The sequence below is a fragment of the Pseudomonas sp. Irchel s3h14 genome, assembly GCF_900187425.1.
Lineage (GTDB): Bacteria > Pseudomonadota > Gammaproteobacteria > Pseudomonadales > Pseudomonadaceae > Aquipseudomonas.
Genome location: NZ_FYDJ01000032.1, coordinates 16,998 through 31,356, shown reverse-complemented (window position 1 = coordinate 31,356; position 14,359 = coordinate 16,998). Strand labels below are relative to the sequence as shown.

Here is a 14,359-nt window from a genome sequence, read left to right as displayed (position 1 = left end):
TCCTTTAAGGGTTTTCCCGGGCATCGAGATGACAGGCCAAGTATCCTCGGCATCTGGCACCTGAACCCGACAGGCAAGGCAGCCATTTGATAATTGTTTGCATTTGAACGTCAAGCTCGGACATATCCAGTCACGAGCCGCAGGACTTGAGGATAGACATGAAGTTTCTTTGTGCAGGCGTTGAGCTGGCCGATGCCAGCAGTCGCGGCTTCGACATCGACGGCCAGAAGCTCTTTGCCGTGCGCCGTGACGGTCAGGTTTACGTCTACATCAATCGCTGCCCGCACCGTGGCGTGGGACTGGAATGGAAGCCCGACCAGTTTCTTGACCCCAGCAACAGCCTGATCCAGTGCGCGACCCACGGCGCACTGTTTCTGATCGAGGACGGCGAGTGCGTCGCCGGCCCTTGTGCCGGGCAGTCATTGACCACCGTCGTTTGCCGCGAAGACGAGCGAGGGATCTGGGTCAGTCTTTAGCCGTTGAGCAACACGTCCAGACGCCGATCGACCAGCATTTCTTCGTGGGTCAAGTGCACGCCATAGGCCAGCACCTCAACCCCGCACGACACCGCCTCACGCAACGCGGCTGCGTAGGCCGAATCGATTTCTTCTGCAGGACGCACCGCGTCGATGCCGGTGAGATTGACGCAATACAACTGCACCGCACGAATTCCGTCCCGGGCCAAATGCGCCAATTCGCGCAAATGCTTGGCCCCCCGCTGGGTCACTGCATCGGGAAATGCCGCTACCAATGAGCCATCGAAGCCCAGGGTGACACTTTTGACTTCCACATAAGCCGACCCGCTCGGGTAATCGAGGCGAAAATCGATGCGGCTGTTTTCCTGACCGTAGGCCACTTCACGTTTCAGTTCGGTAAAGCCGTTCAGTTCGGTGATGACGCCGGCTCGCAGTGCCTCTTCGATCAAGCCGTTGGCCCGCCCGGTGTTCACACAAAACAAGCGTCCCTGCGGGGTTTCGCCGATTTCCCAAGTACCGGGCAACTTGCGCTTGGGGTCGTTGGAACGGCTGAACCAGACCTGCCCGCCTTCGACCTGGCAATTGAGCATCGAACCGGTGTTTGGGCAGTGAATGGTCAGCAACTCGCCGCTAACGGTTTCGATATCGGCGAGAAAACGCTTGTAACGACGAATCAAACGGCCTTCTTCGAGGGGAGGATGAAAACGCATCAGCCTTGCCAGCTCTTCAAGCCGCGTGCAATCCGCTCGACCGCTTCCTGTAGGCGCGGAAGACTTTGTGTGTAGGCAAACCGCACATGGTGGCCAGCCTGATAACGACCGAAGTCCAGACCCGGAGTAATCGCCACGTGTTCGGTTTCGAGGAAATGTCGGCAGAACGCGAAGGCATCGCCGCCGAACTTGCTGATATCGGCATACAAGTAGAACGCGCCTTCAGGCTCAACGGCGATACCAAAGCCCAACTCTCGCAGGGCTGGCAGCAGGAAATCCCGACGACGGCCAAACTCGGCGCGCCGTTCTTCCAGAATGCTGATCGTGGCCGGTTCGAAGCAGGCCAGAGCGGCGTGCTGAGCCATACTCGGGGCGCTGATGTAGAGGTTCTGCGCGAGTTTTTCCAGCTCACCGACCGCTGCTTCAGGCGCCACCAGCCAGCCAAGCCGCCATCCCGTCATGCCGAAATACTTGGAAAAACTATTCAGCACAAAGGCACTGTCATCGACTTCCAGCACGCTGGCCGCATCGGTGCCGTAAGTCAGACCGTGATAAATCTCGTCCACCACCAGATGACCGTGGCGCTCCTTGATCGCGGCAGACAGGCCCGCCAGCTCATCGCGGGTCAGGATCGTCCCGGTCGGGTTGGCTGGTGACGCCACCAATGCACCGACGCTGTCGTGATCCCAATGGCGGGCAATCAGGTCCGGCGTCAGTTGATAGCGCACGTCCGGACCTACAGGAACAAGCTGCGCCGCGCCTTCCACCAGCCGCAAAAAGTGCCGATTGCACGGGTATCCCGGGTCCGCCAGCAGCCAGTGCTTGCCCGGATCCACCAACAAGGCGCTGGCCAGCAGCAACGCACCCGAACCGCCAGGCGTGATGAGGATTCGCTGCGGGTCGATGTTCAAACCGTAACGTTGCTGATAGAAGCCGGAAATGGCCTCACGCAACTCGGGAATGCCACGCGCCGCGGTGTAACGGGTCTTCCCCGCCGTCAGGGCGGCCTGGCCGGCCTGAATGATCGGCTCGGCGGTGGTGAAGTCGGGTTCGCCGATTTCCAGGTGGATCACGTCGTGACCAGCGGCTTGCAGTTCATTGGCCCGCGCCAGCAGCGCCATGACATGGAAAGGTTCGATCGCGCGACTGCGGGCACTGTAGGACTGAGCCATTAGCCTTCCTTCAACGGGGAAAAAAACTGATTCTACCCAAGCGCAGGAACGAGCGAGAACCTAAAGCGGTCAGACCGTTATAACGCTGGTCTCAAACGACTCAAGCGAGTGTCTCAGGTTTGACTAAAATCAATAATTGATCAGGTCTCCAGCACCGCCAGACAAGGCTTTGCAATCATTTGCAAGCACTGCGGGCCACTACCTCGACATCCGGGAGTAGCGCGGTCCGATTTGATCTGGTAAGTTCGCCCGCTTGCAGCCGCAGGGCCGGCAGGTGTCGGTGATGGAGCAATCCTGCGCAATGGATTACAAGAGTAGAGGCGGTCCATTTCATGCCCACCCAAGCAAAGCAGCAAAATCAGTCGATCAGCGGTTTCGAACCCTACAAAGAAGTAAAGGGCGAGGAATACATGGGCAAACCCATGCGCGCTCACTTCACCAAGATCCTGAATAAGTGGAAACAGGACTTGATGCAGGAAGTCGACCGTACGGTTGATCACATGAAAGACGAAGCGGCCAACTTCCCGGACCCGGCAGACCGTGCGAGCCAGGAAGAAGAATTCAGCCTCGAGCTGCGTGCCCGCGACCGCGAGCGCAAGTTGATCAAGAAGATCGACAAGACGCTGCAGCTGATCGAAGACGAAGAATATGGCTGGTGCGAGTCCTGCGGCGTCGAAATCGGCGTCAAGCGACTGGAAGCCCGCCCTACCGCCGACATGTGCGTTGACTGCAAGACCCTGGCGGAAATCAAGGAAAAGCAAGTCGGCAAGTAATCTCGACTTGAACGAAAAACGGAGCGTGCGAACGCTCCGTTTTTGTTTCTGACATTCGCTGATACCTGCTGTGACTTTAAGATCGCCATCGCGAGCAAGCTCGGCTCCTACAAAGGCTGGCGCGATTTCCTGTAGGAGCCGAGCTTGCTCGCGATGGCGGCTTCAAGCCATGCTCAATACGACCAGACAACGTAACCGCCCTCATGACCGCCATCACCTCCCCCACCTACATCGGGCGCTTCGCCCCCACGCCCAGTGGACATCTGCATTTCGGTTCGCTGGTCGCAGCGCTGGCCTCGTACCTCGACGCGCGCTCCGTGGGTGGCCGCTGGCTGATGCGCATGGAAGATCTCGATCCGCCACGGGAAGAGCCCGGCGCTCAAGCGGCGATTCTCAAGGCCCTGGAAAGCTACGGTTTCGAGTGGGATGGCGAAATGGTCCGACAGAGTGACCGGCACGATGCCTACGCCGAAGTCCTCAATCGCCTGTTCAATCACGGTCTGGCCTACGCGTGCACCTGTTCACGCAAAACACTTGCGCCTTATCACGGGATTTATCCAGGGCTGTGCCGCAACGCGGGCCACGACACCAAACATGCTGCGATTCGCCTGCGGGTTCCCGAGCTGGAATACCACTTCATCGACCGGGTGCAAGGCGAATACCGCCAACACCTGGGCCGTGAGGTCGGCGATTTCGTGATCCGTCGCCGCGACGGGCTCTACGCCTATCAATTGGCGGTGGTGCTGGACGATGCCTGGCAAGGCATTACCGATATCGTCCGCGGCGCCGACCTGCTCGACTCCACGCCGCGCCAGCTCTACCTGCAAGAACTGCTCGGCCTGCCGCAACCGCGCTATCTGCATATCCCGCTGATCACCCAGCCCGATGGCAACAAGCTCGGCAAGTCCTATCGTTCGCCGCCGCTGACCGAAGACCAGGCGACTCCCTTGTTGCTGCGTGCGTTGCGCGCACTGGGGCAGAACCCAGGTGCCGAGCTGGATTATGCCACCCCACGGGAAGTGTTGAACTGGGGCATCGCCCACTGGGATGCAGTGTTGATCCCGCGCACACTCAACCTGCCCGAAGCGCAACTACAGTGATCACACTTGCAGTGGCGCGCCCATCCGTTACCATCGCCGCACGTTTTCGGGCACGCGCATAAAAAAGAGAGGCCGGGATGTACATCTATCGCTTGGTCCTGCTCCTGGTAGTGGGGATTTATCTGTTCTCCCCGGCCATCATGGATTGGTGGATCGACGCCACTGGCGCCTGGTATCGCCCTTATCTGCTCTGGCTGATTCTGATCGTCGTGACCTTCATCCTGCAGAGCCAAAAAGATGCCGATGAGCTTTAGCCTGACCCAGATGATCCTGATCAGCGCCGCGTACCTGGCGGTGCTGTTCGGCGTAGCCTGGGTCAGCGAACGGGGCATGATCCCCCGGGCGATCATTCGCCACCCGCTGACGTACACCCTGTCGCTGGGCGTGTATGCCAGTGCGTGGGCGTTTTACGGCACGGTGGGCCTGGCCTATCAATACGGCTACGGATTTTTGTCCAGCTATCTAGGCGTCTCCGGCGCGTTTCTGCTGGCGCCGGTGCTTTTGTATCCGATCCTGAAAATCACCCGCACGTATCAGCTGTCGTCACTGGCCGATCTGTTCGCCTTCCGCTTCCGCAGCACCTGGGCCGGCGCGCTGACGACGATCTTCATGCTGATCGGCGTGCTGCCGTTGCTGGCGTTGCAGATTCAGGCGGTGGCCGACTCCATCGGCATTCTCACCCGCGAGCCGGTGCAACATCGCGTAGCCCTGAGCTTCTGCGCACTGATTACGCTGTTCACGATTTTCTTTGGCTCGCGCCACATCGCCACCCGCGAGAAACACGAAGGCTTGGTGTTCGCGATTGCTTTCGAGTCGGTGATCAAACTGATCGCCATCGGCGGCGTTGGTCTCTATGCGCTGTACGGCGTGTTCGACGGCCCGCAACAGCTGGAACTGTGGCTGCTGCAAAACCAGACCGCCCTCGCCGCGTTGCACACGCCATTGCAGGAAGGCCCATGGCGTACGCTGCTGCTGGTGTTCTTCGCTTCGGCGATTGTGATGCCGCACATGTACCACATGACATTTACCGAAAACCTCAACCCGCGCTCGCTGGTCAGTGCGAGCTGGGGCCTGCCGCTGTTCCTGCTGTTGATGAGCCTGGCGGTACCGCTAATTCTCTGGGCCGGACTGAAACTCGGCGCGACCACCAACCCGGAATACTTCACGCTGGGTATCGGCATCGCCGCCAACAGCAAAGCGTTGGCGCTATTGGCCTATATCGGCGGTTTGTCGGCGGCCAGCGGTTTGATCATTGTCACCACCCTGGCCCTGTCCGGGATGGCGTTGAACCATTTGGTGCTGCCGCTCTATCAGCCACCGGCCGAAGGCAATATCTACCGCTGGCTGAAATGGACCCGCCGAGGGCTGATCGTCGCGATCATCATGGCCGGTTACGGTTTCTACCTGCTGCTGGGCGCGGAACAGGATCTGGCGAATCTGGGCATCGTCGCCTTCGTCGCCACCCTGCAGTTCCTGCCGGGCGTGCTGTCGGTACTGTACTGGCCGACCGCCAACCGCCGCGGTTTCATCGCCGGTTTGCTCGCGGGGATTCTGGTGTGGCTGGTGACCATGCTGCTGCCGCTGGTCGGCAATCTGCAGGGCTTCTACATACCGCTGCTGAACATGATCTACGTGCTGGACGACACCAGTTGGCACATGGCAGCGATCGCCTCGCTGGCGGCCAACGTGCTGATGTTCACCCTGATCTCGCTGTTCACCAACGCCAGCAGCGAAGAGGCCAGCGCCGCCGAAGCCTGCGCCGTGGACAACGTGCGCCGGCCGCAACGCCGCGAACTGCACGCCGCCTCGCCCCAGGAATTCGCCACACAGCTTGCAAAACCTTTGGGCGCCAAGGCAGCACAGAAAGAAGTCGAACAGGCCCTGCGTGACCTCTACCTGCCTTTCGATGAGCGCCGGCCTTATGCCTTGCGCCGCTTGCGCGACCGTATCGAAGCCAACCTCTCCGGCCTGATGGGGCCGAGCGTGGCTCAGGACATGGTCGAGACATTCCTGCCTTATAAGGCAGGCGGCGAAAACTACGTCACCGAAGACATCCACTTCATCGAAAGTCGCCTCGAGGATTACCACTCGCGCCTGACCGGGCTTGCCGCCGAACTCGATGCCCTGCGCCGCTATCACCGCCAGACCCTGCAGGAATTGCCGATGGGCGTCTGCTCGCTGGCCAAGGATCAGGAAATTCTCATGTGGAACAAGGCCATGGAGGAGCTGACCGGAATTGCTGCGCAGCGTGTGGTCGGTTCGCGCCTGAGCACCATCGCCGATCCATGGAAAGAGCTGCTGCAAGGCTTCATCAATCTGCCGGACGAGCATTTGCACAAACAGCACCTGGCCCTCGACGGCCAGACCCGCTGGCTGAACCTGCACAAAGCGGCGATCGATGAACCCCTCGCACCGGGTAACAGCGGCTTGGTGTTGCTGGTGGAAGACCTGACCGAAACCCAGATGCTCGAAGACAAACTGGTGCACTCCGAGCGTCTGGCCAGCATCGGCCGACTCGCCGCCGGCGTGGCCCATGAAATCGGCAACCCGATCACCGGCATCGCCTGCCTGGCGCAGAACCTGCGCGAAGAGCGCGAAGAAGATAGCGAACTGAAAGAAATCAGCGGGCAGATCCTGGAGCAGACCAAACGCGTGTCGCGCATCGTTCAGTCGCTGATGAGCTTCGCCCACGCCGGCAGCCATCAGCACAGCGACGAGCCCGTCTGTCTGGCCGAAGTGGCCCAGGATGCCATCGGTTTGCTGGCCCTGAACCGACGCAATTTCGAAGTGCAGTTCTACAACCTGTGCGATCCCGATCACTGGGTCGAAGGCGACCCGCAGCGGCTTGCACAAGTACTGATCAACCTGCTCTCAAACGCCCGCGACGCCTCGCCTCCCGGCAGCGCGGTGCGGGTCAAAAGCGAAGCCGGCGAACACACGGTCGATTTGATCGTGGAGGACGAAGGCAGCGGTATTCCGAAGAACATCATGGATAGATTGTTCGAACCTTTCTTCACCACCAAGGATCCTGGCGAAGGCACCGGTCTGGGCCTTGCACTGGTCTATTCCATCGTTGAAGAGCATTATGGACAAATCACCATCGACAGCCCGGCTGATGTTCAAAGCCAACGCGGCACCCGTATCCGGGTGACCTTGCCGCGTCATGTCGAAGCGACGTCCGCTGTGAACTGAGACCGTCGAGAGTATCGAATCAATGCCGCACATTTTGATCGTCGAAGACGAAACAATTATCCGCTCCGCCTTGCGCCGCCTGCTGGAACGTAACCAGTACCAGGTCAGCGAAGCCGGTTCAGTGCAGGAAGCACAAGAACGCTTCACCATTCCCACGTTCGATCTGATCGTCAGCGACCTGCGTCTGCCTGGCGCGCCTGGCACCGAGTTGATCAAGCTCGGCCAGGGCACTCCGGTGCTGATCATGACCAGCTACGCCAGCCTGCGTTCAGCGGTCGACTCGATGAAGATGGGCGCGGTGGATTACATCGCCAAGCCTTTCGATCATGACGAAATGCTCCAGGCCGTCGCGCGAATCCTGCGTGACCGTCAATCGGTGCAAGCCAGCGGTGAGCCGGTTGCCGGTAAAGCCGGCAATGGCGCCGCGAAACCGGGTGCCAGCAACAACAACGGCGAAATCGGCATCATCGGCTCCTGCCCGCCGATGCAGGATCTGTACAGCAAGATCCGCAAAGTCGCGCCAACCGACTCCAATGTCTTGATCCAGGGCGAATCCGGCACCGGTAAAGAACTGGTGGCGCGCGCCCTGCACAACCTGTCCAAACGCGCCAAGGCGCCGATGATTTCGGTGAACTGCGCGGCCATTCCAGAAAGCCTGATCGAGTCCGAACTGTTCGGCCACGAAAAAGGCGCGTTCACTGGCGCCAGCGCCGGGCGTGCCGGCCTGGTAGAAGCCGCCGACGGCGGCACCTTGTTCCTCGACGAAATCGGCGAACTGCCACTGGAAGCCCAGGCCCGCCTGCTGCGCGTGCTGCAGGAAGGTGAAATACGTCGTGTGGGTTCGGTGCAGTCACAGAAAGTCGATGTGCGCCTGATTGCTGCGACTCACCGGGACCTCAAGAGCCTGGCGAAGATCGGCCAGTTCCGTGAAGACTTGTATTACCGCCTTCACGTGATCGCCCTGAAACTGCCGGCCCTGCGCGAGCGCGGCGCCGACGTCAACGAAATTGCCAACGCGTTCCTGGCGCGGCAGAGCGCGCGAGTCAACCGCACCGACCTGAAATTCGCCCCGGATGCCGAGCAGGCGATTCGTCATTACTCCTGGCCGGGTAACGTTCGTGAGCTGGAAAACGCCGTAGAACGCGCCGTCATCCTGTGCGAGAGCCCGGAGATTTCCGCCGAGCTGCTGGGGATCGACATCGAACTGAGCGATCTGGACGATGACGATTTCATCGGCCTGCCTCCACAACAGGGCAGCGCCGCCGGTAACAATAGCCATGAGCCGACCGAAGACCTGTCACTGGAAGACTACTTCCAGCACTTCGTTCTCGAGCATCAGGACCACATGACCGAAACCGAGTTGGCGCGCAAACTCGGTGTCAGTCGCAAATGCCTGTGGGAACGCCGTCAGCGCCTGGGCATTCCGCGGCGCAAGACCGGGGTGGCCAGCGAGAGCTGAACCGTGCCTGTCTGATGTGCGGGTAACACGTGACCTTATGAAAAAACTGTTACCTCAGTTTTTTCACGTAACAGAAGCCGGGGCTTACGGTAACGAAGCCCCGGTTTTTTTTGGCCTCTAAAAACCTCATCAGCCGGCCTAACCCCTTGTTTTGCTGGGCATCGCAAAAGTTGGCACGCACCCTGCTATATGTTTGGTACAAGAACAATAACAAGCAATGCACAAGACAATAAAAATAAGACGTATCGACTCACGCACAATAAAAACAAGACGGCGAGAGGCGCAGCTAACTGATTCTTTTGGAGAGGCGTTGTATTTGGGGCTTGCCCCACGACCAGGCCGAGAACAACAAAAAACTGTCACAAGACAGAGCCTGCACTGGTTGGATCGCAAGATCACTGCAACACAGCGACCAAAGCAATCCGTTTGCTCTTGGCTCCCGATTGGGAGGGTCATGAAGGAAAAACTTCATGGCGAGGGCACTTAACAAAAACAAAAAGCCCGAATCAAAAATAAAAATAGAGCATGCAACTACTTTCTTGGGGAGCTTCGGCTCCCCTTGTAGTTTCTGAAATTCGGCTTTCACGCTGCCCCTGTACCAGCTGCCGAGCAGCGCGAGGCTGCGTTCGACTACGCAGTAGTCGCAATATGGGCAACCGGCTTTCTCCTGACACACCGCAATCTCTGGTTTTGCGACGGCTTCGCCCGAACGCGGCCCGCACCGAACGCAGCCTCGCGCTGCTCGGCAGCTGCTACATGCCCACGCGTACCAGCCCCTCCTTCAAGCGCTTGCGCAGCTTCCTACACCATCCCCCGACTAAATGCTAGAATCCCCGCCCATCATGCGGTCATTCTTCGTTTTGGCCGAACATTCCTTCAAACAGTGCATCCCATGCTGAAGAAGCTGTTCCAGTCATTCCGTTCTCCCAAGCGTCATACGCAACACATTCGCAGTACGCCTGAAGTGCTCAACAGCGGCCAACATTCGCTGCAAAAGGCCCAGTTCAGTCGCTACGCGGTGAACATCGTCGAACGCCTGCAGAACGCCGGTTACCAGGCTTATCTGGTCGGCGGCTGTGTGCGTGACATGCTACTCGGCATCACGCCAAAAGATTTCGACGTCGCCACCAGTGCCACACCTGAACAGGTGCGGGCCGAATTCCGCAACGCGCGGATCATCGGTCGTCGCTTCAAGCTGGTGCACATCCACTTTGGCCGCGAAATCATTGAAGTCGCGACCTTCCGCGCCAATCACCCGCAAAACGATGAAGAGGAAGACAGCAACCAGTCCTCGCGCAACGAGAGCGGGCGCATCCTGCGCGATAACGTCTATGGCACGCTGGAAGAAGACGCACAACGCCGCGACTTCACCATCAACGCCTTGTATTACGATCCGGTCAGCGAGCGCATCCTCGATTACGCCAACGGCGTACACGACATCCGCAATCACCTGATCCGCCTGATCGGCGACCCGAAGCAACGCTACCAGGAAGATCCGGTACGGATGCTGCGAGCCGTGCGTTTCGCCGCCAAGCTGAATTTCGGCATCGAAAAACACAGCGCCGCGCCAATCCGCGAACTGGCACCGATGCTGCGCGAGATTCCATCGGCCCGCCTGTTCGAAGAAGTTCTCAAGCTGTTCCTCTCCGGCCATGCCGCGGACACCTTCGAGATGCTGGTCGACCTGCAGTTGTTCGATCCGCTGTTCCCGGCCAGTGCCGAGGCCCTGGAATACAACCCGACGTACACCCACACGCTGATCAGCGAAGCGTTGATCAACACTGATCTGCGGATCAAACAGAACAAACCGGTGACCCCGGCGTTCCTGTTTGCGGCGCTGCTTTGGCCTGCCCTGCCAGCCCGTGTATTGCGCCTGCAAGAACGTGGAATGCCGCCGATTCCGGCGATGCAGGAAGCGGCTCACGAGTTGATTGCCGAACAGTGCCAGCGCATCGCGATTCCGAAACGCTTCACCATGCCGATCCGCGAGATCTGGGACATGCAGGAGCGTCTGCCACGCCGCAGCGGCAAGCGCGCCGACCTGTTGCTGGACAACCCACGGTTCCGTGCCGGTTACGACTTCCTGCTGCTGCGCGAAAGCGCTGGCGAGCAGACCGACGGCCTGGGCGAATGGTGGACGGATTATCAGGACGCCAACGACAGCGAACGTCGCGACATGATCCGCGACCTCAGCGGCAAGGACGACGGCACCGGCGCTCCACGCAAACGTCGCCGCAGCGGTGGCGCCAAGCGCAAACGCACCGCAGGCGCACCGAGCGCCACGGGCGAGTAATCCATGGAACGCATCTACATCGGCATGGGCAGCAATCTGGCTGCCCCCGCCGAACAATTGCGCAGCGCCGTCGACGCGCTGGCACAGTTGCCGCAAACCGAATTGATCGGGGTTTCCGCGTTTTATCAGAGCGACTCGCTGCTGCCCGGCCAACCGCGTTATACCAACGCGGTTGCCGCCCTCGACAGCACACTCCCGCCGCTGGAGCTGCTTGATGCGCTGCAAGCCATCGAGAACGGGCAGGGCCGCGAGCGCCTTGAACGCTGGGGGCCGCGTACGCTGGATCTCGACATCGTACTGTTCGGTGATCGGCTGATCGATGAACCTCGCCTCAAAGTGCCTCACTACCATCTGCAGGAACGAGCCTTCGTTCTGTATCCACTGGCCGAACTGGCGCCTGCGGATTTGCGTCTGGCCGATGGCCGCAGCCTGAGTGATTTGCTCGCTGCCTGTCCGTTCGTCGGGTTGGAACGCCTCCCTCCGAATTAATGCAAATCCCCTGTGGGAGTGAGCCTGCTCGCGATAGCGACTTAACATTCACCGAAGATGTTGACTGTCAGGACGCCATCGCGAGCAGGCTCACTCCCACATTGGTTTTGTGTTGAACACAAAATCTGCTGCTGAATCGCATCAGTTACCCCGGTAACACCCCACGCGTAACAATGCGGTAACACACGCAATTGACTTCCCGAGTTCTCCTCACGACTATAGGCGTCCCGCTGCCGCCAACACGGCGTTGAAGGGCGCAATCCAGGCCTTAAAAGCACGACAACAGACCGTGCGCCTGTATTTAACGAAGAATCACGCGCGTTACTCGCAGTAGTTTCCACAGCGCCTGAATGAGGAACTTTTCATGCCAGCCATCACCCTGACCACTCTGCAAGGTCTCAAGCAAAAAGGTGAAAAGATCACCATGCTGACCTGCTATGACGCGACCTTCGCCCACGCCTGCAATGAGGCTGGCGTCGAAGTGCTGCTGGTGGGCGACTCACTCGGCATGGTTTTGCAAGGTCACGACAGCACCCTGCCGGTCACCACCGCTGAAATGGCTTACCACGTGACGTCCGTCAAACGCGGTAACACCGATGCGTTGATCCTCGCCGACCTGCCCTTCATGGCCTACGCCACCACCGAACAAGCCATGACCAACAGTGCCCTGTTGATGCAGGCGGGTGCGCACATGGTCAAGGTTGAAGGAGCGTTGTGGCTGGCGGACTCGATCCGTCTGCTGGCCGAGCGCGGTATCCCGGTGTGCGCGCACATGGGGCTGACACCGCAATCGGTGAATATCCTCGGCGGTTACAAAGTCCAGGGTCGCAACGAAAACCAGGCGCGGCAGATGCGTGCCGATGCGATCGCCCTGGAACAGGCGGGCGCGTCGATGCTGCTGCTCGAATGCGTACCGAGTGAGCTCGCCGAAGAGATCACCCAAGCAGTGAAAATCCCGGTGATCGGCATCGGCGCCGGCAGTGGCACCGACGGCCAGGTACTGGTTCTGCACGACATGCTCGGCCTGTCGATCACTGGCCGTGTGCCGAAGTTCGTGAAGAACTTCATGGCCGGGCAACAAAACATTCAAGCGGCGCTCGGTGCCTACGTCACTGAAGTCAAAGCGGCGACTTTCCCTGGTATCGAACACGGATTCTCTGCATGAACACCGTAAAAACCGTACGCGAATTGCGGGCCGCCGTGGCCCGTGCCCGCAGTGAAGGCAAGCGCATCGGCTTCGTGCCGACCATGGGCAACCTGCACAGCGGTCATGTGGCACTGGTGACCAAAGCCTCCCAACGGGTGGATTTCGTGGTCGCGAGCATTTTCGTCAACCCGCTGCAGTTCGGCGCCGGCGAAGACCTCGACAAGTACCCGCGCACCCTCGCAGCCGATCAGGAGAAACTGCTCCAGGCCGGTTGCCACTTGCTGTTCGCGCCAACCGTTGAAGAAATGTATCCCGACGGCATGGTCGGCCAGACCCGCGTCAGCGTTCCGCAACTCTCCGAAGGCCTCTGCGGCGCCAGCCGTCCCGGGCACTTCGAAGGTGTGGCGACGGTGGTCACCAAGCTGTTCAACATGGTCCAGCCGGACCTGGCGATCTTCGGCCAGAAAGACTTCCAGCAACTGGCGGTGATCCGCGCCCTGGTGCATGACCTGAACATGCCGATCCAGATCATCGGCGAACCGACGGTACGTGCAGCCGATGGCCTGGCGCTGTCGTCGCGCAATGGTTTCCTCAGCGAAGAACAACGGGCCGTTGCACCTGTTGTGTATCGCGGTTTGAGCCAGATTGCCGATGCGATCAAACAGGGCGAACGGGATTTCCCGGCGTTGATCGGTGCGCAGATCAAGCAGCTTGAAGCGGCGGGTTTGCGTCCTGACTATCTGGAGATTCGTCACGCCCAGACCTTGCGCCCGGCAACGGCGCAAGATAGGGATCTGGTGATTCTGGTGGCAGCGTTCCTGGGCACTACGCGGTTGATCGATAACCTGCATCTGAACCTCGACGCTACTGCCTGAACACCGCAAAACAAATGTGGGAGCGGGCTTGCTCGCGAATGCGGTGGATCAGTCGGCATCAATGCTGAATGACACACCGCTTTCGCGAGCAAGCCCGCTCCCACATTAGATCTACGTCGCTTCCAGACCGTATTGCTGGCCCTCAAGCCTTTGGGCACAATGCCCGCCGTTCGATTCCGCCCCGGGGAAACACTCATGCACGCCATCATGCTCAAGGCCAAGCTGCATCGCGCCGAAGTCACCCACGCTGTACTCGATTACGAAGGTTCTTGCGCCATCGACGGCGAATGGCTGGACCTGTCCGGCATCCGTGAGTACGAACAGATCCAGATCTACAACGTCGACAATGGTGAACGCTTCACCACCTACGCAATTCGTGGCGAAGAAGGTTCGCGCATGATCTCGGTCAACGGTGCCGCGGCGCACAAGGCCAAGGTCGGTGACCGCGTGATCATCTGCGCATACGCCCACTACAGCGAAGCCGAGCTGCTCAACTTCAAGCCACGCATGCTCTACATGGCGCCGGGTAATGAACTGAGCCATACCAGCAATGCCATTCCGGTTCAGGTCGCCTGATCCCGTCTTAGCCCCTCCCCCTTCCGTTTGTCGGACTGTTCCCTGCACGATGTATAAAAAAGTACCGGGAACGGGTCAGACAAAGTCAAGACAGATC

13 protein-coding genes are annotated in these 14,359 nt (G+C 59.6%); 11 read left to right on the top strand and 2 right to left on the bottom strand.

The features are described 5' to 3' along the window. The first annotated feature begins 158 nt into the window (after positions 1 to 158). Positions 159 to 476, top strand: coding sequence for a Rieske 2Fe-2S domain-containing protein (locus CKW16_RS30060; protein WP_095133111.1), 318 nt, complete (start codon positions 159 to 161; stop codon positions 474 to 476). Here CKW16_RS30060 and sfsA read toward each other — a convergent pair. Together sfsA and CKW16_RS30050 are read right to left on the bottom strand one after the other, a co-directional pair. Continuing rightward, positions 473 to 1,186 carry a DNA/RNA nuclease SfsA gene (gene sfsA, locus CKW16_RS30055; RefSeq protein WP_095133109.1) on the bottom strand — a complete coding sequence of 238 codons (714 nt, stop codon included), beginning with the start codon at positions 1,184 to 1,186 and terminating at the stop codon, positions 473 to 475. The two genes, CKW16_RS30060 and sfsA, sit on opposite strands and share 4 nt — an antisense overlap. After that, positions 1,186 to 2,358: a pyridoxal phosphate-dependent aminotransferase gene (locus tag CKW16_RS30050; RefSeq protein ID WP_095133108.1), complete on the bottom strand. Its 1,173-nt coding sequence runs from the start codon at positions 2,356 to 2,358 to the stop codon at positions 1,186 to 1,188. Before CKW16_RS30050 ends, sfsA begins: the two co-directional genes overlap by 1 nt. 332 nt (positions 2,359 to 2,690) lie before the next feature. Here CKW16_RS30050 and dksA point away from each other — a divergent pair, with 332 nt between their 5' ends. The 10 genes from dksA to panD all read left to right on the top strand — a co-directional run bounded on the left by dksA (position 2,691) and on the right by panD (position 14,262). After that, positions 2,691 to 3,131: an RNA polymerase-binding protein DksA gene (gene dksA, locus CKW16_RS30045; RefSeq protein ID WP_007902025.1), complete on the top strand. Its 441-nt coding sequence runs from the start codon at positions 2,691 to 2,693 to the stop codon at positions 3,129 to 3,131. Positions 3,132 to 3,334: 203 nt separating this feature from the next. Beyond that, positions 3,335 to 4,231, top strand: a complete 897-nt coding sequence (gluQRS, locus tag CKW16_RS30040) for a tRNA glutamyl-Q(34) synthetase GluQRS (RefSeq protein WP_095133107.1) — start codon at positions 3,335 to 3,337, stop codon at positions 4,229 to 4,231. A gap of 77 nt (positions 4,232 to 4,308) precedes the next feature. Continuing rightward, positions 4,309 to 4,485: a hypothetical protein gene (locus CKW16_RS30035; protein ID WP_003176118.1), complete on the top strand. Its 177-nt coding sequence runs from the start codon at positions 4,309 to 4,311 to the stop codon at positions 4,483 to 4,485. Further along, positions 4,469 to 7,423 carry a sensor histidine kinase gene (locus CKW16_RS30030; protein WP_176471621.1) on the top strand — a complete coding sequence of 985 codons (2,955 nt, stop codon included), beginning with the start codon at positions 4,469 to 4,471 and terminating at the stop codon, positions 7,421 to 7,423. The genes CKW16_RS30035 and CKW16_RS30030 overlap by 17 nt, the downstream gene beginning before the upstream one ends. 22 nt (positions 7,424 to 7,445) lie before the next feature. Next, positions 7,446 to 8,882 carry a sigma-54 dependent transcriptional regulator gene (locus CKW16_RS30025; protein WP_095133104.1) on the top strand — a complete coding sequence of 479 codons (1,437 nt, stop codon included), beginning with the start codon at positions 7,446 to 7,448 and terminating at the stop codon, positions 8,880 to 8,882. A gap of 892 nt (positions 8,883 to 9,774) precedes the next feature. Beyond that, positions 9,775 to 11,175: a polynucleotide adenylyltransferase PcnB gene (locus tag CKW16_RS30020; RefSeq protein ID WP_008153304.1), complete on the top strand. Its 1,401-nt coding sequence runs from the start codon at positions 9,775 to 9,777 to the stop codon at positions 11,173 to 11,175. Between the two features lie 3 nt (positions 11,176 to 11,178). Then, positions 11,179 to 11,664, top strand: a complete 486-nt coding sequence (folK, locus tag CKW16_RS30015; protein WP_095133102.1) for a 2-amino-4-hydroxy-6-hydroxymethyldihydropteridine diphosphokinase — start codon at positions 11,179 to 11,181, stop codon at positions 11,662 to 11,664. Positions 11,665 to 12,028: 364 nt separating this feature from the next. Beyond that, positions 12,029 to 12,829, top strand: a complete 801-nt coding sequence (gene panB / locus CKW16_RS30010) for a 3-methyl-2-oxobutanoate hydroxymethyltransferase (protein WP_095133096.1) — start codon at positions 12,029 to 12,031, stop codon at positions 12,827 to 12,829. Further along, complete coding sequence (gene panC / locus CKW16_RS30005) at positions 12,826 to 13,686, top strand: pantoate--beta-alanine ligase (protein WP_095133094.1); 861 nt, start codon at positions 12,826 to 12,828, stop codon at positions 13,684 to 13,686. Before panB ends, panC begins: the two co-directional genes overlap by 4 nt. 195 nt (positions 13,687 to 13,881) lie before the next feature. Further along, positions 13,882 to 14,262 (top strand): aspartate 1-decarboxylase, encoded by a 381-nt coding sequence (gene panD / locus CKW16_RS30000; protein ID WP_003228271.1) that lies wholly within the window; start codon positions 13,882 to 13,884, stop codon positions 14,260 to 14,262. Positions 14,263 to 14,359 lie beyond the last annotated feature (97 nt).

Coding starts and splice junctions, on each gene's coding strand:
- CKW16_RS30060 (WP_095133111.1), top strand. CDS start 159: ATGAAGTTTCTTTGTGCAGGCGTTGAGCTGGCCGATGCCAGCAGTCGC.
- sfsA (WP_095133109.1), bottom strand. CDS start 1,186: ATGCGTTTTCATCCTCCCCTCGAAGAAGGCCGTTTGATTCGTCGTTAC.
- CKW16_RS30050 (WP_095133108.1), bottom strand. CDS start 2,358: ATGGCTCAGTCCTACAGTGCCCGCAGTCGCGCGATCGAACCTTTCCAT.
- dksA (WP_007902025.1), top strand. CDS start 2,691: ATGCCCACCCAAGCAAAGCAGCAAAATCAGTCGATCAGCGGTTTCGAA.
- gluQRS (WP_095133107.1), top strand. CDS start 3,335: ATGACCGCCATCACCTCCCCCACCTACATCGGGCGCTTCGCCCCCACG.
- CKW16_RS30035 (WP_003176118.1), top strand. CDS start 4,309: ATGTACATCTATCGCTTGGTCCTGCTCCTGGTAGTGGGGATTTATCTG.
- CKW16_RS30030 (WP_176471621.1), top strand. CDS start 4,469: ATGCCGATGAGCTTTAGCCTGACCCAGATGATCCTGATCAGCGCCGCG.
- CKW16_RS30025 (WP_095133104.1), top strand. CDS start 7,446: ATGCCGCACATTTTGATCGTCGAAGACGAAACAATTATCCGCTCCGCC.
- CKW16_RS30020 (WP_008153304.1), top strand. CDS start 9,775: ATGCTGAAGAAGCTGTTCCAGTCATTCCGTTCTCCCAAGCGTCATACG.
- folK (WP_095133102.1), top strand. CDS start 11,179: ATGGAACGCATCTACATCGGCATGGGCAGCAATCTGGCTGCCCCCGCC.
- panB (WP_095133096.1), top strand. CDS start 12,029: ATGCCAGCCATCACCCTGACCACTCTGCAAGGTCTCAAGCAAAAAGGT.
- panC (WP_095133094.1), top strand. CDS start 12,826: ATGAACACCGTAAAAACCGTACGCGAATTGCGGGCCGCCGTGGCCCGT.
- panD (WP_003228271.1), top strand. CDS start 13,882: ATGCACGCCATCATGCTCAAGGCCAAGCTGCATCGCGCCGAAGTCACC.